The following is a 21,247-nucleotide window of genomic DNA, read 5'->3' as shown; positions in this document are numbered from 1 at the left end:
ATTCAAAGAAGCTCTGAGCCTCTCTCGTCCCCGTTAAGCCTGTCACCGGTCAACTAACTATGCTCCATGCGCATCAGGGGGATAGGTGCGTGGCGGCCTTTGTGATAACATCCGGCGTTTTCCGAGGCAGCTCCACGGAGCTGTCTTTACTGCGCAAATCCGCGATCCAATGTTGATTTGTCGTAAGTCGGCGCATGGCACTCGGCCTGCCCCGACGAGCTTCGTTGCTCCCACATGGATATGACGAAGTTTCACCAGAAAAAGGAATCAGGCTTCTCATGGGCGAACTGGCCAAAGAAATCCTCCCGGTCAATATCGAAGACGAGCTGAAACAGTCCTACCTCGACTACGCGATGAGCGTGATCGTCGGCCGTGCACTGCCGGATGCGCGCGATGGCCTCAAGCCCGTGCACCGTCGCGTACTGTTCGCGATGAGCGAGCTGGGCAACGACTTCAACAAGCCGTACAAGAAATCTGCCCGTGTTGTCGGCGACGTGATCGGTAAGTATCACCCGCACGGTGATACCGCGGTGTACGACACCATCGTTCGTATGGCTCAGCCTTTCTCCCTGCGCTACCTGCTGGTAGACGGTCAGGGCAACTTCGGTTCGGTCGACGGCGACAACGCTGCGGCCATGCGATACACCGAAGTGCGCATGACCAAGCTGGCGCACGAGCTGCTGGCTGACCTGCACAAAGAAACCGTGGACTGGGTGCCGAACTACGACGGCACCGAAATGATCCCGGCGGTCATGCCGACCCGTATTCCCAACCTGCTGGTCAACGGCTCCAGCGGTATCGCCGTGGGCATGGCGACCAACATTCCGCCGCACAACCTCGGTGAAGTCATCGACGGTTGCCTGGCGCTCATCGACAACCCTGAGCTGACCGTCGATGAACTGATGCAATACATCCCGGGTCCGGACTTCCCGACCGCCGCGATCATCAACGGTCGCGCCGGCATCATCGAAGCCTACCGCACCGGTCGCGGGCGCATTTACATGCGTGCGCGTTCGATCATTGAAGACATCGACAAGGTCGGTGGCCGTCAGCAGATCGTCATCACCGAGCTCCCTTATCAGCTGAACAAGGCGCGTCTGATCGAGAAGATCGCCGAGCTGGTCAAAGAGAAGAAGCTGGAAGGCATCACCGAGCTGCGCGACGAGTCCGACAAGGACGGTATGCGCGTCGTGATCGAACTGCGTCGCGGCGAAGTGCCTGAGGTGATCCTCAACAACCTCTACGCCCAGACCCAGCTGCAATCGGTTTTCGGCATCAACATCGTTGCGCTGATCGACGGCCGTCCACGCATCCTGAACCTCAAGGATCTGCTGGAAGCCTTCGTCCGTCACCGTCGCGAAGTGGTTACCCGCCGTACCGTGTTCGAACTGCGTAAGGCGCGCGAGCGTGGTCACATCCTCGAAGGCCAGGCCGTTGCCTTGTCGAACATCGACCCGGTCATCGCCCTGATCAAAGCCTCGCCGACGCCGTCGGAAGCTAAAGAAGCGCTGGTCAGCACGCCGTGGGAGTCTTCGGCGGTGGTGGCGATGGTTGAGCGTGCCGGTGCCGATTCGTGCCGTCCGGAAAACCTCGATCCGCAATACGGTCTGCGCGAAGGCAAGTACTTCCTGTCGCCAGAACAGGCACAAGCCATTCTGGAACTGCGTCTGCACCGTCTGACTGGTCTGGAACACGAAAAACTGCTGGCCGAGTATCAAGAGATCCTCAACCAGATCGGCGAGCTGATCCGCATCCTCAACAGCGCCGTGCGCCTGATGGAAGTGATCCGCGAAGAGCTGGAAGTGATCCGTGCCGAATACGGCGACCAGCGTCGCACCGAAATCCTCGATGCCCGTCTCGATCTGACCCTGGGTGACATGATCCCGGAAGAAGAGCGTGTCGTGACCATCTCTCACGGTGGCTACGCCAAGACCCAGCCATTGGCTGCGTACCAGGCTCAGCGTCGTGGCGGTAAAGGCAAGTCGGCTACTGGCGTCAAGGATGAGGACTACATCGCTCACCTGCTGGTTGCCAACAGCCACACCACGCTGCTGCTGTTCTCCAGCAAGGGCAAGGTGTACTGGCTCAAGACCTACGAGATTCCGGAAGCGTCCCGCGCCGCCCGTGGTCGTCCGCTGGTCAACCTGTTGCCGTTGAGCGAGGGTGAATACATCACCACCATGCTGCCGGTCGATCTCGAAGCCATGAAGCGTCAGGCTGATGAAGAAGAAGCCGAAGGCGCCGAGGCTGATGTAGAAGAAATCGAAAACAGCAACGAGACCGACGAAGAGCGTCGCGCTCGCATCAAGGCTGCTGACCGCAAGAAAGCACCGTTCATCTTCATGTCGACCGCCAACGGTACTGTGAAGAAGACCCCGCTGGTGGCCTTCAGCCGTCAGCGCAGCGTGGGTCTGATCGCGCTGGAACTGGACGAAGGCGACATCCTGATCTCCGCCGCCATCACCGATGGCGAGCAGGAAATCATGTTGTTCTCCGACGGCGGCAAAGTGACGCGCTTCAAGGAATCCGAAGTTCGCGCCATGGGCCGTACCGCCCGCGGTGTGCGTGGTATGCGTCTGCCGGAAGGGCAGAAGTTGATTTCCATGCTGATTCCGGAAGAAGGCAGCGAAATTCTCACTGCTTCCGAGCGCGGCTACGGCAAGCGCACGGCGATCACCGAGTTCCCTGAATACAAGCGTGGTGGTCAGGGCGTTATCGCCATGGTCAGCAACGAGCGTAACGGCCGTCTGGTCGGTGCGGTTCAGGTGCAGGATGGTGAAGAAATCATGCTGATCTCCGATCAGGGCACTCTGGTACGTACCCGTGTCGACGAAGTGTCGAGCCTGGGTCGTAACACTCAAGGTGTGACGCTGATCAAGCTGGCCAAGGATGAAACCCTGGTCGGACTGGAGCGGGTTCAGGAACCTTCGGAAGTCGAAGGTGAAGAGCTTGAGGGTGAAGAGGGTGAGGAATTCGAAGGCAGCGTCGTGATCGACGATGCTGGCGAAGACCAGCAACTCGACGCCGCAGCAGACGAAGAACCGCAAGAATAAGCGGACAAACGAGGGGGCGGATGAGAATTCGCCCCCTTGTTATTTGTCCCGTTTGAAAATTTGCGACACTGCGCAGGATCGTTCCCACGCTCTGCGTGGGAATGCCGCTCGGGACGCTCCGCGTCCCATGACGCAGAGCGTCATCGGATGCATTCCCACGCAGAGCGTGGGAACGATCATCCGCAGACCAATAGATTTAAGTGACCACCAAATCAGAGCGAGATTGGATGTGAGCAAGCGAGCCTATAACTTCTGCGCCGGTCCTGCGGCGCTTCCTGAAGCTGTCCTGCAACGTGCCCAGGGTGAACTCCTTGATTGGCACGGCAAGGGTCTGTCGGTCATGGAAATGAGCCATCGCAGTGATGAGTTCGTGTCCATCGCCACCCAGGCCGAGCAGGATCTGCGTGACCTGCTGAATATCCCGTCGAACTACAAAGTGCTGTTTCTGCAAGGTGGCGCCAGCCAGCAATTCGCGCAGATCCCACTGAATCTGCTGCCTGAAGGCGGCTCGGCCGACTATATCGACACCGGTATCTGGTCGCAGAAAGCCATTGAAGAAGCTTCGCGCTACGGCCACGTCAACGTTGCCGCCACTGCCAAGCCTTACGACTATTTCGCCATTCCGGGCCAGAACGAGTGGAACCTGTCGAAAGACGCCGCTTACGTTCACTACGCGCCAAACGAAACCATCGGCGGTCTGGAATTCCAGTGGATTCCTGAAGTCGGTGATGTACCGCTGGTGGCTGACATGTCTTCGGACATCCTCTCGCGCCCGGTCGATATCTCGCGTTTCGGCATGATCTACGCCGGTGCGCAGAAAAACATCGGCCCAAGCGGCATCGTCGTCAACATCATCCGCGAAGACTTGCTCGGCAAAGCGCGCTCGCTATGCCCGACCATGCTCAACTACAAAGTCGCAGCGGATAACGGCTCGATGTACAACACCCCGCCGACCCTGGCCTGGTACCTGTCCGGTCTGGTGTTCCAGTGGCTGAAAGAGCAGGGTGGCGTTGAAGCCATCGCCAGGCTCAATGACGTCAAGCAGCGCACGCTGTACGACTTCATTGACGCCAGCGGTCTCTACAGCAACCCGATCAACAAGTCGGATCGCTCGTGGATGAACGTGCCGTTCCGTCTGGCTGACGATCGTCTGGACAAGCCGTTCCTGGTCGGTGCCGAAGAGCGTGGTCTGCTCAACCTCAAGGGCCACCGCTCCGTGGGCGGCATGCGCGCCTCCATCTACAACGCCGTCGACATCACCGCGGTCAACGCGCTGGTGGCGTACATGGCTGAATTCGAGAAGGAACACGGCTGATGTCCGAGCAAGAACTCAAGGCACTGCGCGTTCGCATTGACGCTCTGGACACCAAAGTCATGGAGCTGATCAGTGAGCGTGCGCGTTGCGCCCAGGAAGTCGCGCGAGTAAAGATGGCCTCGCTGGCCGAAGGCGAAGTGCCGGTGTTCTATCGTCCTGAGCGCGAAGCTCAGGTGCTCAAGCGTGTGATGGAGCGCAATCAGGGGCCGCTGGGTAACGAAGAGATGGCGCGGTTGTTCCGCGAAATCATGTCGTCGTGCCTGGCGCTGGAGCAGCCGCTGAAAGTGGCCTATCTGGGCCCTGAAGGCACCTTCACCCAAGCGGCAGCCATGAAGCACTTCGGTCATGCGGTGATCAGCAAGCCGATGGCGGCGATCGACGAAGTGTTCCGTGAAGTGGCGGCCGGTGCGGTGAATTTTGGCGTGGTGCCGGTGGAAAACTCCACCGAGGGCGCGGTCAACCACACGCTGGACAGCTTCCTCGAACACGACATGGTCATCTGTGGCGAAGTCGAGCTGCGTATTCACCATCACCTGTTGGTCGGTGAAAACACCAAGACCGACAGCATCAGCCGCATCTATTCCCACGCACAGTCGCTGGCCCAGTGCCGCAAGTGGCTGGACGCGCATTACCCGAATGTCGAGCGCGTGGCGGTATCCAGCAACGCCGAAGCGGCCAAGCGGGTTAAAGGCGAATGGAACTCGGCGGCGATCGCCGGTGACATGGCGGCAGGGCTTTACGGTCTGACTCGTCTGGCCGAGAAGATCGAAGATCGTCCGGACAACTCGACGCGCTTCCTGATGATCGGTAACCAGGAAGTGCCGCCGACCGGCGACGACAAGACCTCGATCATCGTGTCGATGAGCAACAAACCCGGCGCGCTGCACGAGTTGCTGGTGCCGTTCCATGACAACGGGATCGACCTGACCCGCATCGAAACCCGTCCGTCGCGCAGCGGCAAATGGACGTATGTGTTCTTCATCGACTTCGTCGGTCACCACCGTGATCCGTTGATCAAAGGTGTGCTGGAAAAGATCAGTCAGGAAGCAGTAGCACTCAAAGTGCTGGGTTCCTACCCGAAAGCAGTTCTCTAAGGGGCGGTAGCAAATGAGTGGCAACTTCCTCGCTCTGGCACAGCCGGGCGTGCAACAACTTTCGCCGTACGTTCCAGGCAAGCCTGTGGACGAACTGGCGCGCGAGCTGGATCTGGATCCGGCAAAAATCGTCAAACTGGCGAGCAATGAAAACCCGCTGGGTGCCAGTCCGAAAGCCTTGGCGGCGATCCGCGAAGAGCTGGCCGAGCTGACCCGTTATCCGGATGGCAACGGTTTCGCACTGAAATCGCTGCTGGCCGAGCAATGCCGCGTAGACCTCAATCAGGTCACGCTGGGCAACGGTTCCAATGACATTCTCGAGCTGGTTGCGCGCGCCTATCTGGCCCCGGGCCTCAATGCGGTGTTCAGCGAGCACGCATTTGCGGTGTATCCGATTGCCACTCAGGCGGTCGGCGCGCAAGCCAAAGTGGTGCCAGCCAAGGATTGGGGGCATGACCTGCCGGCGATGCTTGCGGCCATCGATGCCAACACTCGCGTAGTGTTCATCGCCAACCCGAACAACCCGACCGGTACCTGGTTCGGCGCTGAAGCGCTGGACGAATTCCTGCAGGATGTTCCGGAGCATGTGCTGGTGGTGCTCGACGAGGCATACATCGAGTACGCCGAAGGCAGTGATCTGCCGGACGGTCTGGATTTCCTAGCGGCTTACCCGAATCTGCTGGTTTCGCGCACGTTCTCCAAGGCCTACGGTCTGGCAGCGCTGCGTGTCGGCTACGGTCTGTCGACACCCGTGGTGGCGGACGTGCTGAACCGTGTTCGCCAGCCATTCAACGTCAACAGCCTCGCGTTGGCGGCGGCGTGTGCGGCGTTGAAAGACGAGGAATATCTGGCGCAAAGCCGCCAGCTCAACGAATCGGGCATGCAGCAGTTGCAAGCCGGTTTCCGTGAGCTGGGCCTGAGCTGGATCGAATCCAAAGGCAACTTCATCTGCGTCGACCTCGCTCAAGTCGCAGCCCCGGTGTTTCAGGGCTTGCTGCGCGAAGGCGTGATCGTGCGTCCGGTGGCCAACTACGGCATGCCGAACCACCTGCGAGTGACCATCGGTCTGCCGGCGGAAAACAGCCGCTTCCTCGAAGCGCTGCGCAAGGTTCTGGCTCGTGGGTGATGTCACTGCACTGCAATCTGCTGCACCTATGATCGGTCGCCTTGTGGTGGTCGGTCTGGGGTTGATCGGTGGTTCGTTTGCCAAAGGCTTGCGTGAAAGCGGTATCTGCCGCGAAGTGGTCGGGGTCGATCTCGACCCGCAGTCGCGCAAGCTGGCGGTTGAGTTGGGCGTTGTGGATCGCTGTGAAGATGACTTGGCGGCAGCCTGTCAGGGTGCTGACGTAATTCAGTTGGCAGTGCCGATCCTGGCCATGGAAAAAGTGCTCGCGCGTCTGGCGGGCATGGATCTGGGGCAGGCGATTCTGACTGACGTCGGCAGCGCCAAAGGCAATGTTGTACGCGCAGCCAGCGAAGCGTTTGGCGCCATGCCGCCGCGTTTCGTGCCGGGCCATCCGATTGCCGGTTCCGAGCAGAGCGGGGTGGAAGCCTCCAATGCCGAGCTGTTCCGTCGTCATAAGGTGATTCTCACGCCGCTTGAGCAAACCGATCCGGCTGCGCTGGCTGTGGTCGACCGTCTGTGGCGCGAATTGGGCGCCGACGTCGAGCACATGCAGGTCGAGCGTCACGATGAAGTGCTGGCTGCGACCAGCCATTTGCCGCACCTGCTGGCCTTTGGTCTGGTCGACTCGTTGGCCAAGCGCAATGAAAATCTTGAGATCTTCCGTTACGCTGCGGGCGGTTTCCGCGATTTCACAAGAATCGCCGGAAGCGACCCGGTGATGTGGCACGACATCTTCCTCGCCAACCGCGAGGCTGTCCTGCGCACACTCGATACATTTCGCAGCGACCTCGACGCCTTGCGCGACGCGGTCGATGCAGGGGATGGGCACCAATTGTTGGGCGTTTTCACGCGCGCCCGGGTTGCCCGCGAGCATTTCAGTAAAATCCTGGCCCGCAGGGCCTATGTGGACGCTATGAATTCCAACGATCTGATCTTCCTGGCTCAACCTGGTGGCCGCCTGTCCGGTCGGATTCGCGTACCGGGTGACAAATCGATTTCCCACCGCTCGATCATGCTCGGCTCGCTGGCCGAAGGCGTCACTGAAGTCGAAGGCTTCCTTGAGGGCGAAGACGCCCTGGCGACCTTGCAGGCGTTCCGTGACATGGGCGTGGTCATCGAAGGCCCGCATCACGGCCGCGTGACCATCCACGGTGTCGGCCTGCACGGTCTGAAGCCGGCTCCGGGCCCGATCTATCTGGGCAACTCCGGTACCTCGATGCGTCTGCTGTCCGGCCTGCTGGCGGCGCAGAACTTCGACAGCGTTTTGACTGGCGATGCGTCGTTGTCCAAGCGCCCGATGAATCGCGTAGCCAATCCGCTGCGTGAAATGGGCGCGGTGATTGAAACTGCTGCCGAAGGTCGTCCGCCGATGACCATTCGTGGCGGTCACAAGCTTAAAGGCCTGACCTATACCATGCCGATGGCCAGTGCGCAGGTGAAGTCCTGCCTGCTGCTTGCCGGTCTGTACGCTGAAGGCAAAACCACCGTGACCGAGCCGGCGCCGACTCGCGATCACACCGAGCGCATGCTGCGCGGGTTCGGCTATCCGGTAAGCGTTGAAGGCGCTACGGCTTCGGTTGAGTCTGGCGGCAAGCTGACTGCAACTCACATTGAAGTGCCGGGCGACATTTCTTCGTCGGCGTTCTTCCTCGTGGCGGCTTCGATCGCTGAAGGTTCGGAGCTGGTGCTGGAGCACGTCGGCATCAACCCGACCCGCACTGGCGTCATCGACATCCTGCGTCTGATGGGCGCGGACATCACTCTGGAGAACCAGCGTGAAGTTGGCGGCGAGCCGGTCGCTGACCTTCGCGTGCGGGCAGCTAAGCTTAAAGGTATCGAGATTCCTGAAGAGCTGGTCCCGTTGGCTATCGACGAATTCCCGGTGCTGTTCGTCGCCGCAGCCTGTGCCGAAGGGCGCACTGTGCTGACTGGCGCAGAAGAGCTGCGGGTCAAGGAATCGGATCGTATTCAGGTGATGGCTGACGGCCTGTTGGCGCTGGGCGTGAAATGCCAGCCAACCCCGGACGGCATCATCATCGACGGCGGCCAGATCGGCGGCGGCGAAGTGCATGGTCACGGCGATCACCGTATTGCGATGGCGTTCAGCGTTGCCTCGTTGCGCGCCACTGCACCGATCCGCATCCATGATTGCGCCAACGTCGCGACGTCGTTCCCCAACTTCCTCGCGCTGTGCGGGCAGGTCGGTATTCGTGTGGCACAAGAGGCTCAGTCGTGAAAAACATTGCACCGGTCATCACCATTGATGGGCCAAGCGGCTCGGGCAAGGGCACCGTAGCCGGAATTCTGGCCAAGCGTCTGGGCTGGAACCTGCTGGATTCCGGTGCGCTATACCGTTTGCTCGCCTTTGCTGCGCACAACCATGGTGTCGACCTGACCAATGAAGAGCTGCTGAAGAAACTCGCCGCTCATCTGGATGTGCAGTTCATTGCGGCGACCGAAGGTCAGTTGCAGCGAATCATTCTGGAGGGCGACGAAGTCAGTGATGTGATCCGCACCGAAAGCGTCGGCTCCGGTGCTTCGCAAGTGGCTGCATTGCCCGCCGTGCGCGAGGCGCTGCTGCAGCGCCAGCGTGCATTCCAGGAAGCGCCGGGCCTGGTGGCCGACGGTCGCGACATGGGAACGGTGGTTTTTCCTGATGCGCCGCTGAAGATTTTCCTGACCGCCAGTGCCGAGGAGCGGGCGCGCCGTCGATATTTGCAGTTGAAGGGCAAAGTCGAGGGTGTTAGTCTGTCGAGTCTGCTAGATGAGATCCGTGCACGCGACGAGCGTGACACCCAGCGAGCGGTAGCCCCGCTTAAGCCGGCGGCTGACGCCATACAGCTGGATTCCACGGAGTTGTCCATCGATCAGGTGCTTGAACGCATCATGAGCGAGATCGCCATTCGCGATATCGCCGGGTGACCAAGAAGGCCGCAGGGGACCAGTCATAGTCCTGTGGTGCTTCTTTTTAATGAAACTAACCCACACCGTCTGGGGTGTGGAGATGGGCGTATCCTTCGCCCTCATTTACAGGAATTAAAATGAGCGAAAGCTTTGCGGAACTCTTTGAAGAAAGCCTAAAAACCCTGAACCTTCAGGCAGGCTCCATCATCACCGGTGTTATCGTTGATATCGATTACCAGGCTCGCTGGGTAACCGTTCACGCTGGCCTGAAGTCTGAAGCACTCATCCCGCTTGAGCAGTTCTACAACGACGCTGGCGATCTGACTATCAATGTCGGTGACGAAGTTCACGTTGCTCTGGACTCGGTTGAAGACGGTTTCGGTGAAACCAAGCTGTCCCGTGAAAAAGCCAAGCGCGCTGAGTGCTGGATCGTTCTGGAAGCAGCATTCGCAGCTGAGGAAGTGGTCAAGGGCGTTATCAACGGTAAGGTTAAAGGCGGCTTCACTGTCGACGTTAACGGCATCCGTGCGTTCCTGCCAGGTTCCCTGGTTGACGTCCGTCCAGTGCGCGACACCACGCACCTGGAAGGCAAAGAGCTGGAATTCAAGGTCATCAAGCTGGACCAGAAGCGCAACAACGTTGTCGTTTCCCGTCGCAGCGTCCTGGAAGCCGAGAACTCCGCCGAGCGTGAAGCTCTGCTGGAATCCCTGCAGGAAGGCCAGCAAGTCAAAGGTATCGTCAAAAACCTCACCGATTACGGCGCATTCGTCGATCTGGGTGGCGTGGACGGCCTGCTGCACATCACCGACATGGCCTGGAAGCGCATCAAGCATCCTTCCGAGATCGTCAACGTTGGTGACGAAATCGACGTCAAGGTTCTGAAATACGATCGCGAACGCAACCGTGTTTCCCTGGGCCTGAAGCAACTGGGCGAAGATCCATGGGTTGCTATCAAAGCCCGTTACCCAGAAAGCACTCGCGTTACCGCTCGTGTAACCAACCTGACCGACTACGGCTGCTTCGCTGAGCTGGAAGAAGGCGTTGAAGGTCTGGTACACGTTTCGGAAATGGACTGGACCAACAAGAACATCCACCCTTCGAAAGTCGTACAAGTCGGCGACGAAGTGGAAGTTATGGTTCTGGACATCGACGAAGAGCGTCGTCGTATCTCCCTGGGCATCAAGCAGTGCAAATCTAACCCATGGGAAGATTTCTCTGGCCAGTTCAACAAGGGCGATAAAATCTCCGGCACCATCAAGTCGATCACCGATTTCGGTATCTTCATTGGTCTGGACGGCGGCATCGACGGTCTGGTTCACCTGTCCGACATCTCCTGGAACGAAGTGGGCGAAGAAGCCGTACGTCGTTTCAAGAAGGGCGACGAGCTGGACACCGTTATCCTGTCGGTTGACCCAGAGCGCGAGCGTATCTCCCTGGGTATCAAGCAACTGGAAAGCGATCCGTTCTCCGAGTACGTCTCGGTTAACGACAAAGGCGCAATCGTTACTGGCACCGTGAAAGAAGTTGACGCCAAAGGCGCCATCATCGTTCTGGCCGACGATATCGAAGCGACTCTGAAAGCCTCCGAAATCAGCCGTGACCGCGTTGAAGACGCGCGCAACGTTCTGAAAGAAGGCCAGGAAGTAGAAGCCAAGATCATCAGCGTTGATCGCAAGAGCCGCGTGATCCAACTCTCCATCAAGTCGAAAGATGATGCTGAAGAGAAAGAAGCTATCCAGAGCCTGAAATCGGCTCCGGAAGGTGAAGCAGCTGACACCACCATGGCTGGCCTGCTGCGCCAGGCAATGGCGGCCAAACAGAACTAAGTTCTGATTGGGCAATAAAAAGGGCGACTTCGGTCGCCCTTTTTTGTGCCCGCTATTTAGTGTTTCGAGTCATGCATGAAGGTTTTAGTGAAACCAATCCCGCTTCTGGGCGGTCTGTTTCTTTAATCGGATCAATCGCCTATTCACGACTAAGCTTGGTCTTAAGCGTGTAGTCGTCGGGCAGTTGCCTGGCATAAGGAAGTGGATGAACAAGTTTATTGTCCTCATGGTTGTACTGGTTCTGTCTGGCTGTACGACCAGTGCCAAGACCCATGCCGTGCGTGGTGTCAGTGGTATAGAGGTCGACTGCTCTGGATTGGGCTCTGGCTGGGAGAAATGTCAGAAGCGTGCGGCAAAGGAGTGCAAGGGGGCGGGGTACAAGGTGATTACGCGATCGGATGATGCCAAGGATGAAGATGAGTTTCCTTTTGGCTTCAACCCGGCAGGCTACGTGACACGAACCATGCTGGTGATATGCCGTTAAGCATGCCATGCCCTGTTTGTTGCTGTGATGCCCTGAAAACGGGCGTTTCGACGCGGTGGAAGATATGTCAATCCCTGGGCTGTTCAAAATCTTCCGGGCGTGCTAAAACCTTTCAAGCGCTGATCTAGCTGCTTGAAAAAGAAGGGAAAAATATGACGAAGTCGGAGTTGATCGAACGAATTGTCACCCATCAAGGGCTGCTCTCATCCAAGGATGTGGAGCTGGCCATCAAGACCATGCTTGAACAAATGTCCCAATGTCTGGCCACCGGGGATCGTATCGAGATCCGTGGGTTTGGCAGTTTCTCTCTACACTACCGTGCGCCGCGCGTCGGTCGTAATCCCAAGACCGGTCAGTCCGTCAGTCTGGACGGTAAGTTCGTACCGCATTTCAAGCCGGGTAAAGAGCTGCGCGATCGGGTGAATGAGGAAGAGGAGGAGGGGGTTTGATTTTCTCTACTTATTATCAAGGAGGCGCAAATGCGTAACCTCAAGCGCGTGCTTCTTGGTGCTCTTGTTCTTTTGCTGGTGTTAGTGATTCTGGCCTTTGTGCTGGAGAATCAGCAGTCAGTGTCGCTATTGTTTCTTGGCTGGTCGATGCCCCGGTTGCCGGTTTCTATGCTCGTGGTCTTGGCTCTGTTGGTCGGAATGCTTGTCGGTCCAGTGCTCGGCTGGTTTCTCGGGCGTTTTTCCCAGAGGTCGCGCAAGCATCTTGTTTGATTGCTGCTCTGCGCCAGAGGGCTACCTTGTACCGCAGCCACTGCTATCTCCAGCATTCATGGTGTTGCTTAAGGGGTCGAGCATCTCATTCGTAGAGTTGTGCTCCTCAATCGTAATGGGTCGTTTCTGTCTGGCCGAGGCGGGCTGCAGCTCCTCTCGTTTGACTGCAGTTTAATTTTTTTGATTTCCGAGCTGAACGCTACAAGTGGGATGGCATGACTGTAAAATTACCAAAAGTTGCGGTTTTGCTAGCGGCGTATAATGGAATTCGGTGGATTGAAGAGCAGGTGACTTCGATTCTTGCGCAGTCTGGGGTTGAAGTAACTGTATATATCAGCGTGGACCCCTCGACAGACGGAACTGAAGCTTGGTGTGCGACGCTTGCAACTAACCTGCCGAATGTCATCCTGTTGCCGTCCGCTGGGCGATTTGGTGGTGCATCTCGCAATTTCTTTCGACTGATCCGCGATGTTGATGTCGGCAATTTTGAGTTTTTTGCTTTATCTGATCAGGATGATGTCTGGTACGCGGATAAGCTTCTGCGTGCGGTGTCTCAGCTCGGGCAGCAACGGGCTGACGCATACTCCAGTAATGTTACGGCTTTCTGGCTGGATGGTAAAACAAGGTTGCTGGATAAGGCGCAACCCCAAGTTGCATGGGATTATCTGTTTGAAGCGGCTGGCCCGGGCTGTACCTACGTTTTGACCAAGCGTTTGTTTGAGTCGATTAAGCTGTCGGTGGTAAGCAATTGGGATGCTTTACAGGGCGTCAGTCTGCATGATTGGTTCTTTTACGCATATGCGCGTAGTCATGGGTATCGATGGTTCATTGATCCGATACCTTCCATGGATTATCGCCAGCATGATAGTAATCAAGTAGGCGCCAATACCGGGTTGCGCTCTTTGGTGGCTCGATATAAAACCATTAATAATGGTTGGTGGTTTAGTCAGGTGCAACTAATTGCCAGGGTGGTGGGGGGTGATACTACTGCCTTTGTATCAAGTTGGTTCTCGTTGAGTCGCTCACAATTGTTCAGGCTTTCTTTTAGTGCGTGGTATTGTCGCCGTCGGGTTCGAGATAAGTTACTGTTTTTCATTGTTTGTTGGGTGATGATGTTGGTGGGGAATAAAAACTGACAGTTTGTTTTGGCGGTTAAAGGCAGTTATTTGTTATTGCTGTTGACGATCGAAACTTGTTCTGTATTGGTCTCGTACAGCTCAGTTGCGTACGGGCGGGCGCTTCTATTTTAAGGTTTTTCAAAAGGCGCAGAGATGGCGCAGGTTTAGCTCCTTGGCAGCCGTTAATGTTTCTCTTGCTTGCGCCTCTGTTTTCTCGATGATGGCTATATGGCATCTTTGCAAGGTCCTTTTCTCGCCGATCATCAGCTCTTTACCTGTGGAATCCTGCGCAGTCACCAGGTCCTAATCTTCCGCTTTACATCTCTCGGATGCAGCTATGTCTGGCTCGGCGACGGGCTAGGGCCGCCGTGGCTGTCGTCGCTTTTTTGGGTGTGAGGCGCGTCAATTGATGTAGAATGCGCAATCGGACGGTAAGAGCAAAAGCAAAGATCGGATGTTTTTTTATTAGTGATGGGCGCCTTTTTTGGGCGACGGTTCGTGCAAAGAGGGATTTTGTGACGGTTTCCAGCCAGAGTTTTGGTACAGATAATGCCGTCCAGGTAGCTGGCGAGCATATTGCGAATGTCGCAATTCTTATGTGTACATACAACGGTGCATCATTTCTTGCTGAGCAACTCGACTCACTTGAACGTCAAACGTATCGCAATTGGACGCTTTATGTTTCCGACGATGGCTCTCAAGACAACACCCTGGATATTTTGCAAACATTTCGAATCAAAATGGGTGCGGATCGCGTTCACGTGTCGAAAGGTCCCAAGAGAGGATTCGTAGCCAACTTCCTGTCCTTGGCCTGCCGAACTGATATTGATGCAGATTTTTTTGCCTGGTCGGATCAGGATGACATCTGGAGGGGCGCGAAGCTCGAAAGGGCTCTTGCATGGTTAGAGGGCGTACCCGATTCCATTCCGGCTCTCTACTGTGGCCGCACCGAGCTAATTGGTGAATCGGGAGTCTCGTGTGGGTATTCACCACGTTTTAGTCTTCCTCCACATTTCTCAAATGCATTGGTTCAGAGTATCGGTGGTGGCAACACCATGGTCTTTAACCGGGCAGCCCGCGACCTGTTGCTGGAGGCGGGCGACCGTGTTGATGTCCCATGCCACGATTGGTGGGCTTACCTTCTTGTTTCAGGAGCAGGTGGTGAGGTTCACTATGATCCGGAGCCTATGCTTCTTTACCGTCAGCATGACGACAACCTGATTGGTGGCAACTCCGGTTGGTCTGCGCGCCTGAAGCGCTTACCCTTGATTTTCCAAGGCCGCTTCTGCAGGTGGAACGATCAGATCATCAATGCGCTTGAAGCAATGTATCATCGTCTGAGCCCTGAGCATCAGGTGACTCTGACTCGATTCAAAGATGCACGCACTCAGAAACTCTTTTCAAGAATCCTGGGTTTTCAGCGAGCCGGTATATACCGGCAGACGTTGTTTGGAAATCTGGGGCTTATTCTCGTAGTTCTACTGAAAAAGATCTAAATTTATGACCATCTTAGTCACCGGCGGTGCCGGGTTTATCGGGGCGAACTTTGTACTGGACTGGCTGGCGCAGTCGGATGAACAGGTGATCAACCTGGACAAGCTGACCTATGCCGGGAACCTGGAAAGCCTGGCGAGTCTGGACGGGGATGTGCGGCATGTATTTGTGCAAGGTGATATCGGTGATAGTGCGCTGGTAACGCGTTTGTTAAACGAGCACCAGCCTCGTGCAATTCTCAATTTCGCCGCTGAATCCCACGTCGATCGCTCAATTCACGGTCCGGAAGATTTCATCGAAACCAATATTGTCGGGACGTTCCGGCTATTGGAAGCAGTGCGAGCTTATTGGGGCAGACTCGAGCTGGGTGCAAAAGAGGCGTTCCGCTTCCTGCACGTTTCCACGGATGAGGTTTATGGGTCGCTGGCAAAAGATGATCCTGCGTTCACCGAGACCCATCAGTACGAACCGAACAGTCCCTATTCGGCGAGCAAGGCTGCAAGCGACCACTTGGTACGTGCTTATCACCATACCTATGGCTTGCCTGTTCTGACGACCAACTGCTCGAACAACTACGGCCCGTATCATTTTCCGGAAAAGCTTATTCCGTTGATGATCGTCAACGCCCTTGCAGGTAAGTCTTTGCCTGTATATGGCGACGGCCAGCAAATTCGCGACTGGCTATACGTCAAAGATCACTGCAGTGCTATTCGCCGTGTACTCGAAGCCGGATTGGTCGGAGAGACTTACAACGTTGGTGGCTGGAATGAGAAGCCAAATCTCGACATCGTCCACACCGTTTGTGGTTTGCTCGATGAGTTGCGTCCTCGCGCTGACGGCCAGCCTTACCACCAGCAGATCGCCTATGTTACCGATCGTCCAGGCCACGACCGTCGTTACGCAATTGACGCTCGAAAACTTGAGCGGGAATTGGGTTGGAAACCCGCTGAAACATTTGAAACTGGTATTCGAAAGACGGTCGAGTGGTACCTCAATAATCAGGTATGGGTAGGTAATGTCACAAGCGGGGCTTATCGTGATTGGGTAAGCAGGCAGTACACATGAAGAAAATTGTTTTATTTGGAAGTAACGGGCAAGTAGGCTGGGAGTTACAACGCTCCCTGCCTTTGCTTGGAAACGTTGTGGCTTGCGATCGTAGTAAACTTGACCTGGCCGATATAGATGCTGTGTCGGATTATCTTCGTCAGGAGCGTCCCGACGTAATTGTCAATGCGGCTGCCTATAACGCCGTAGAGTTGGCTGAGACTTGCGAAGAAGATGCACAGGCAATTAATTTTCATTTGGTGAAAGTGCTCGCCGACTACGCAGCGGAGAATGAAGCGTGGCTTGTGCATTATTCGACTGATTATGTGTTTAATGGGAGTTCCGAACGCCCATACAGTGAAACTGATGTCCCTGACCCGTTGAATGCATACGGCAGGTCGAAAGCGTTGGGCGAGGGTGCCGTTGTCGTTAGTGGCTGCAATCATCTTTTGCTCAGAACCAGTTGGGTGTATTCCACGCGTGGGCGCAATTTTGCAAAAACAATATTGAACCTTGCGGCAACCAAGTCAGAGTTCTCGGTCGTTGATGATCAAACTGGTGCGCCTACGAGTGCTTCTCTCGTCGCGGATACTACTGTGCTTTGCCTTTATCGAGTTCTCAACAGTGCGGATGCAGCGTCTCTTAGTGGGACGTACCATTTGGTGTCTTCGGGGTATGCGAGTTGGTATGAATACGCCCGTTATTTAGTGTCTGAGGCGTCGAATCTAGGTATTCCTCTGAATTGCACGGAACACGATATACGTCCTGTGAATGGTTCCGAGTATCCGACGAAAGCAGTCAGGCCGAAAAGCTCAAGATTGAATAATAGTAAAATTCAAAATGTGTTCGATATAAACATTCCAGATTGGAAGACTTGTTTAAAAAGAACGCTTTCTGATATGGCTAGGCAGGGATGATTATGTATCGTAAAGGTATAATTCTAGCGGGTGGTTCTGGTACGCGTCTGCATCCAGCAACACTCGCAATATCAAAGCAGTTGCTTCCGGTTTTTGATAAGCCGATGATTTATTATCCCCTCAGCACATTAATGCTGGCAGGGATCAGAGATATATTGATTATCTCCACGCCACAGGATACCCCTCGCTTCGAGCAGCTTTTGGGTGACGGTGCCAAGTGGGGAATCAATCTGAGTTATGCGGTTCAGCCGTCACCGGATGGCTTAGCCCAGGCATTTATTATTGGCGAGGAATTTCTTGACGGTAATGCGTGTGCTTTGGTGCTGGGCGACAACATCTATCATGGCCATGACTTCCAGGAACTCTTGGCAAATGCCATGCAGCGTGACAGCGGTGCAAGTGTCTTTGCCTATCATGTAAATGATCCTGAGCGCTATGGCGTGGTCGAATTTGACAAGTCAGGCAAGGCTATCAGCCTTGAAGAAAAACCATCGGTGCCTAAATCCAGCTACGCTGTGACCGGCCTCTATTTTTACGATGCAAACGTCGTGGAAATTGCCAAGAGTATCAAACCCTCTGAGCGTGGCGAGTTGGAAATCACTGATGTGAATCGCGTCTATCTGGAGCGTAACAGCCTCTCCGTAGAAATCATGGGAAGGGGATATGCCTGGCTAGATACAGGAACTCATGAGTCTCTGCTTGAGGCGAGCCATTTCATTGCGACCCTGGAAAACCGGCAAGGCCTTAAAGTCGCGTGCCCTGAAGAGTTGGCGTGGCGCAAGGGATGGATATCGGATGATCAATTGCTCGCGTTAGCCATGCCATTAATTAAAAATGGCTACGGAAAGTATCTCAAGCGCCTCTTGGAGCACGAGAGTCATTGATTGTACAAGCGGACCAGGCGCTCTATGGCCGTTCTGCGAAAGATGTAATTGGATAAAAATTTAAACCGCACAGCACTTGTGATTCGAGGCTAAATACATGGCAATTCAACTGTTTGTACCTAAATTTCGTGTCGACGAATGCCTTGAAGGTATTCGTGAATGTCTTGAGAAAGGCTGGACTGGGTTGGGTTTTAAAACTGTTGAGATGGAAGAAGCATGGAAGTCCTATACCGGGCTGCCGCACGCACATTTTCTTTCGTCGAACACCGTAGGTCTGGAGCTGGCTTTCCGCTTGCTCAAGACAAAGAATGGATGGGGCGATGATGCAGAAGTCATCACTACTCCGCTGACTTTCGTATCGACCAACCACGCCATTCTCTGTGCAGGCCTGACGCCTGTATTCGCAGATGTCGATGAGTCGCTGTGTCTGGATCCTGTTAGCGTCGAGCAGCGCATTACCGATAAGACCAAGGCACTGATTTTCGTTGGTATTGGTGGCAACGTCGGTCAGTACTCGAAGATCCTTGAAATCTGCAAAGCACGTAATATCGCTTTGATTCTTGACGCTGCCCACATGTCGGGTACTCGCATCAATGGGCGTCATGTGTGTCCAGAAGCCGACGTTGTCGTGTTCAGCTTCCAGGCCGTTAAAAACCTGGCAACAGCTGACTCGGGCATGATCTGCTTCAAAAACGCGGAAGATGACGAGCGTGTGCGCAAGATGAGCTGGTTGGGTATCAACAAGGATACTTACGCACGTACCGCGTCTCAGGGCGCGTATAAGTGGATGTACGATGTCGAAGAAGTCGGCTTTAAATACCACGGCAACTCGATCATGGCTGTTATGGGCTTGGTTGCGTTGAAGTATCTGGATCGTGATAACGCATACCGTCGTCAGCTCGCCAAGTGGTACCGCGAAAACCTGGGTGGTAACGAAAAAGTACGCTTTATTGAAATTAACCCAGAATGTGAATCGTCGACTCACCTGGTTCAAATTCGTGTCAAAAACCGTGAAGAGCTGATGCTGGCCCTCAATGAGCACCAGGTATACCCAGGCGTACATTACCGTGATAACACGGAATATCGTATGTATGCGCATGGTAATGGCACCTGCCCTAAAGCAGCATTGGCATCTCAGGAAATTATTTCGCTCCCTGTACACATGGGACTAAGTAAAGCCGATGTTGACACCGTATCTCAATTGGTTGCCAAGTACGCAAAATGAAACCTACCCTCCACTCAGCATCTGATGAAGTCGTCGAGATCCGTCTACTAGAGGCGGCTGATTTACAGTCTACCTTGGACTGGAGAAACCGAGACGAAAACCGCCGATGGTTTATTAATTCAAACATCATTGAATGGGACAGTCACGTAAAGTGGTTCGAGTCCTATTCAAAAAAGTCTGATGATTTTGTGTTTGTGATCGCGGCAGATGGTGAGTTGGTTGGGCAATGCGCTGTTTATGGCGTGGATCTGCAGAGAAAGCGCGCCGAAGTCGGACGCTTTCTTGCTGCCCCCGAGGGCGCAGGTAAAGGTTACATCAAGCGAGGCTGCCAACTATTGATTGAAACGTGTTGGCAGCAGCTTGCGCTTGAGAGTGTATTTCTAGAAGTTCTGGAAGAAAACGTCAGGGCGATTAAGTTATACGAAAAGCTGGGCTTCAACGAAGTTTCCCGTAACGGTAAATTAATAGTGCTTGAGCTAAATAGGCTTTAGATGATCAGTCAGAATAGTTTTATACCCAATACGCTGAAGTCGCTTCTTGAATGGCGCGTCTGGTTGTATATGGGCCTTCAAGATATTAAAGCCCGTTTTCGCAGGTCGGCAATAGGGCCACTTTGGATCCTGATAAACCTGGCGATGATGGTTTTAGGTGCAGGGATGGTTTATGGGGTGCTGTTAAAGCAGCCGATGGAGGAGTTTCTCCCTTATCTCACATGCGGTTTAATACTTTGGGGGTTCTTGGTTGCTTCCTTTGTTGAAGGCGGCTATGCATTTATAAGTTCTGAAGGGTACATCAAGCAATTTTCATTTCCGAAGCAGATTTATTTGTTTCGTGTACTGGTCTCGCTTTTCTTAATATTGTTGATCGGCGTTGTTGCCTTGGCAGGCACACTGTTGTTTTTTGATCGTTTTAACCCGATAGGTTGGCTATATGCATTGCCCGGCGTTGGTATTCTTCTAGCTGCGGGCTTGGGTCATATTACTCTCAGTGCTTACCTCTCTGCACGCTTCAGAGATCTACCGCATGCATTGAGTGGGATTTTTCAAGTCCTGTTTTTTGTTACGCCGATCATGTTTCCTGTCGCTATGCTTAAAGATCGTGGCTTGGATTTTATATATAAATTCAATCCGTTTTATTATTTGGTAGATGTTATCAGGTTTCCAATACTAGAAGGCACGCTCGCGGTAAAACAAGATTATATGTTTTGCGCGGCTTATCTGGCGCTTCTTTGGGCGGTCTGTATAGTGCTCGGGTCTAAAATGGACAAGAAAGTGGTTTATATGTTATGAGCGATATTTCTATAGTTTTGCGAGACGCAAGTGTTGTATTCACTGGCCAGACAGATCTCATAGGGAGAATGAAGAATACGATATTGCGTCGTCCCTCGGCGTCGAATACTAAAGAATACACAATTAACGCACTTTCTAATGTCAATCTCACTATTTCGCGAGGAGAGCGTGTCGGTTTAATAGGTTTGAATGGCGCTGGCAAAAGCACTTTGCTAAAAGTGATGGCTGGAATCTACCCAACTACTACCGGGGCGGCTCAAACACGTGGTCACGTATGCCCGATGTTTGAGCTCGCCACTGGATTTGAGATGAACCAATCTGGTTGGGACAATATAAAAATTCGAGCGCTGCTGCTCGGACTCAAACCTAAAGAAATTAAAGCGAAGATGCAGGAGATTGCTGAGTTCTCTGAGTTAGGGGAGTTTTTGAACTATCCTGTCCGCACTTATTCGGCAGGTATGTTTATTCGTTTGGCGTTCTCTGTATCAACTGCGATAAATCCCGAGGTTCTCTTGCTGGATGAGGTGATGGGGGCCGGCGACATAAATTTCGCCCATAAAGCGAAAGAACGCATGAAAAAATTTATGGCTCAGGGAAAGATACTTGTTTTTTCGAGTCATTCGCCGGAGTTAGTGAGTGATTTTTGCGAACGTACAATATGGCTTGAAAAAGGGAAGATTCGTATGGATGGGAAAACTGATCAAGTACTTAAGTCTTATTCAGATAATTACCAAGTAAGCGCCTAAGGTCCGTAC

General features: G+C 54.4%; 20 protein-coding genes. 19 read left to right on the top strand and 1 reads right to left on the bottom strand.

Annotated elements, in window-relative coordinates:
- Positions 1-278 precede the first annotated feature (278 nt).
- The 11 genes from gyrA to QOM10_RS21040 all read left to right on the top strand — a co-directional run bounded on the left by gyrA (position 279) and on the right by QOM10_RS21040 (position 13,657).
- Positions 279-3,053 carry a DNA gyrase subunit A gene (gene gyrA, locus QOM10_RS21090; protein ID WP_127929287.1) on the top strand — a complete coding sequence of 925 codons (2,775 nt, stop codon included), beginning with the start codon at positions 279-281 and terminating at the stop codon, positions 3,051-3,053.
- Between the two features lie 229 nt (positions 3,054-3,282).
- Complete coding sequence (serC, locus tag QOM10_RS21085) at positions 3,283-4,368, top strand: 3-phosphoserine/phosphohydroxythreonine transaminase (RefSeq protein ID WP_127929286.1); 1,086 nt, start codon at positions 3,283-3,285, stop codon at positions 4,366-4,368.
- Positions 4,368-5,462 (top strand): prephenate dehydratase, encoded by a 1,095-nt coding sequence (gene pheA, locus QOM10_RS21080; RefSeq protein ID WP_007908404.1) that lies wholly within the window; start codon positions 4,368-4,370, stop codon positions 5,460-5,462. Before serC ends, pheA begins: the two co-directional genes overlap by 1 nt.
- 13 nt (positions 5,463-5,475) lie before the next feature.
- Positions 5,476-6,588 carry a histidinol-phosphate transaminase gene (gene hisC, locus QOM10_RS21075; RefSeq protein ID WP_034155292.1) on the top strand — a complete coding sequence of 371 codons (1,113 nt, stop codon included), beginning with the start codon at positions 5,476-5,478 and terminating at the stop codon, positions 6,586-6,588.
- A gap of 28 nt (positions 6,589-6,616) precedes the next feature.
- Complete coding sequence (locus tag QOM10_RS21070; RefSeq protein ID WP_238704418.1) at positions 6,617-8,824, top strand: bifunctional prephenate dehydrogenase/3-phosphoshikimate 1-carboxyvinyltransferase; 2,208 nt, start codon at positions 6,617-6,619, stop codon at positions 8,822-8,824.
- Complete coding sequence (cmk, locus tag QOM10_RS21065) at positions 8,821-9,510, top strand: (d)CMP kinase (protein WP_064391442.1); 690 nt, start codon at positions 8,821-8,823, stop codon at positions 9,508-9,510. The genes QOM10_RS21070 and cmk overlap by 4 nt, the downstream gene beginning before the upstream one ends.
- Positions 9,511-9,629: 119 nt before the next feature.
- Positions 9,630-11,318: a 30S ribosomal protein S1 gene (gene rpsA / locus QOM10_RS21060; RefSeq protein ID WP_122609279.1), complete on the top strand. Its 1,689-nt coding sequence runs from the start codon at positions 9,630-9,632 to the stop codon at positions 11,316-11,318.
- A gap of 205 nt (positions 11,319-11,523) precedes the next feature.
- A complete protein-coding gene (locus tag QOM10_RS21055; protein WP_160041345.1) occupies positions 11,524-11,802 on the top strand; it encodes a hypothetical protein in 279 nt (92 codons plus the stop codon).
- A 152-nt stretch (positions 11,803-11,954) separates the two neighbouring features.
- Positions 11,955-12,251: an integration host factor subunit beta gene (ihfB, locus tag QOM10_RS21050; protein WP_003189779.1), complete on the top strand. Its 297-nt coding sequence runs from the start codon at positions 11,955-11,957 to the stop codon at positions 12,249-12,251.
- Positions 12,252-12,281: 30 nt separating this feature from the next.
- On the top strand, positions 12,282-12,521 hold the full coding sequence (locus tag QOM10_RS21045; protein WP_150750680.1) for a lipopolysaccharide assembly protein LapA domain-containing protein: 240 nt from the start codon (positions 12,282-12,284) through the stop codon (positions 12,519-12,521).
- Positions 12,522-12,736: 215 nt separating this feature from the next.
- Positions 12,737-13,657, top strand: a complete 921-nt coding sequence (locus QOM10_RS21040) for a glycosyltransferase (RefSeq protein ID WP_160041343.1) — start codon at positions 12,737-12,739, stop codon at positions 13,655-13,657.
- A gap of 120 nt (positions 13,658-13,777) precedes the next feature.
- Here QOM10_RS21040 and QOM10_RS21035 read toward each other — a convergent pair whose 3' ends face one another.
- Positions 13,778-13,936 carry a hypothetical protein gene (locus QOM10_RS21035; protein ID WP_160041341.1) on the bottom strand — a complete coding sequence of 53 codons (159 nt, stop codon included), beginning with the start codon at positions 13,934-13,936 and terminating at the stop codon, positions 13,778-13,780.
- Positions 13,937-14,235: 299 nt separating this feature from the next.
- Here QOM10_RS21035 and QOM10_RS21030 point away from each other — a divergent pair, with 299 nt between their 5' ends.
- The 8 genes from QOM10_RS21030 to QOM10_RS20995 all read left to right on the top strand — a co-directional run bounded on the left by QOM10_RS21030 (position 14,236) and on the right by QOM10_RS20995 (position 21,238).
- Positions 14,236-15,135 (top strand): glycosyltransferase family 2 protein, encoded by a 900-nt coding sequence (locus tag QOM10_RS21030; protein WP_150750768.1) that lies wholly within the window; start codon positions 14,236-14,238, stop codon positions 15,133-15,135.
- Positions 15,136-15,139: 4 nt separating this feature from the next.
- Positions 15,140-16,198, top strand: coding sequence for a dTDP-glucose 4,6-dehydratase (gene rfbB / locus QOM10_RS21025; RefSeq protein ID WP_150750682.1), 1,059 nt, complete (start codon positions 15,140-15,142; stop codon positions 16,196-16,198).
- Entirely contained in the window at positions 16,195-17,094 is a 900-nt protein-coding gene (gene rfbD, locus QOM10_RS21020; RefSeq protein WP_150774836.1) for a dTDP-4-dehydrorhamnose reductase, read from the top strand. The genes rfbB and rfbD overlap by 4 nt, the downstream gene beginning before the upstream one ends.
- A 2-nt stretch (positions 17,095-17,096) precedes the next feature.
- Positions 17,097-17,978, top strand: a complete 882-nt coding sequence (rfbA, locus tag QOM10_RS21015; RefSeq protein ID WP_150750684.1) for a glucose-1-phosphate thymidylyltransferase RfbA — start codon at positions 17,097-17,099, stop codon at positions 17,976-17,978.
- A 97-nt stretch (positions 17,979-18,075) separates the two neighbouring features.
- Entirely contained in the window at positions 18,076-19,203 is a 1,128-nt protein-coding gene (locus QOM10_RS21010) for a DegT/DnrJ/EryC1/StrS family aminotransferase (protein WP_150750685.1), read from the top strand.
- Positions 19,200-19,694, top strand: a complete 495-nt coding sequence (locus tag QOM10_RS21005; protein WP_316916892.1) for a GNAT family N-acetyltransferase — start codon at positions 19,200-19,202, stop codon at positions 19,692-19,694. Before QOM10_RS21010 ends, QOM10_RS21005 begins: the two co-directional genes overlap by 4 nt.
- Positions 19,695-20,492 carry an ABC transporter permease gene (locus QOM10_RS21000; protein ID WP_160041339.1) on the top strand — a complete coding sequence of 266 codons (798 nt, stop codon included), beginning with the start codon at positions 19,695-19,697 and terminating at the stop codon, positions 20,490-20,492.
- Positions 20,489-21,238, top strand: coding sequence for an ABC transporter ATP-binding protein (locus QOM10_RS20995; RefSeq protein ID WP_174245076.1), 750 nt, complete (start codon positions 20,489-20,491; stop codon positions 21,236-21,238). The genes QOM10_RS21000 and QOM10_RS20995 overlap by 4 nt, the downstream gene beginning before the upstream one ends.
- Positions 21,239-21,247 lie beyond the last annotated feature (9 nt).

The organism is Pseudomonas sp. P108 (assembly GCF_032613195.1).
In the GTDB taxonomy this organism is placed as follows: Bacteria; Pseudomonadota; Gammaproteobacteria; order Pseudomonadales; family Pseudomonadaceae; genus Aquipseudomonas.
This window is presented reverse-complemented; position numbering and strand designations above follow the sequence as displayed.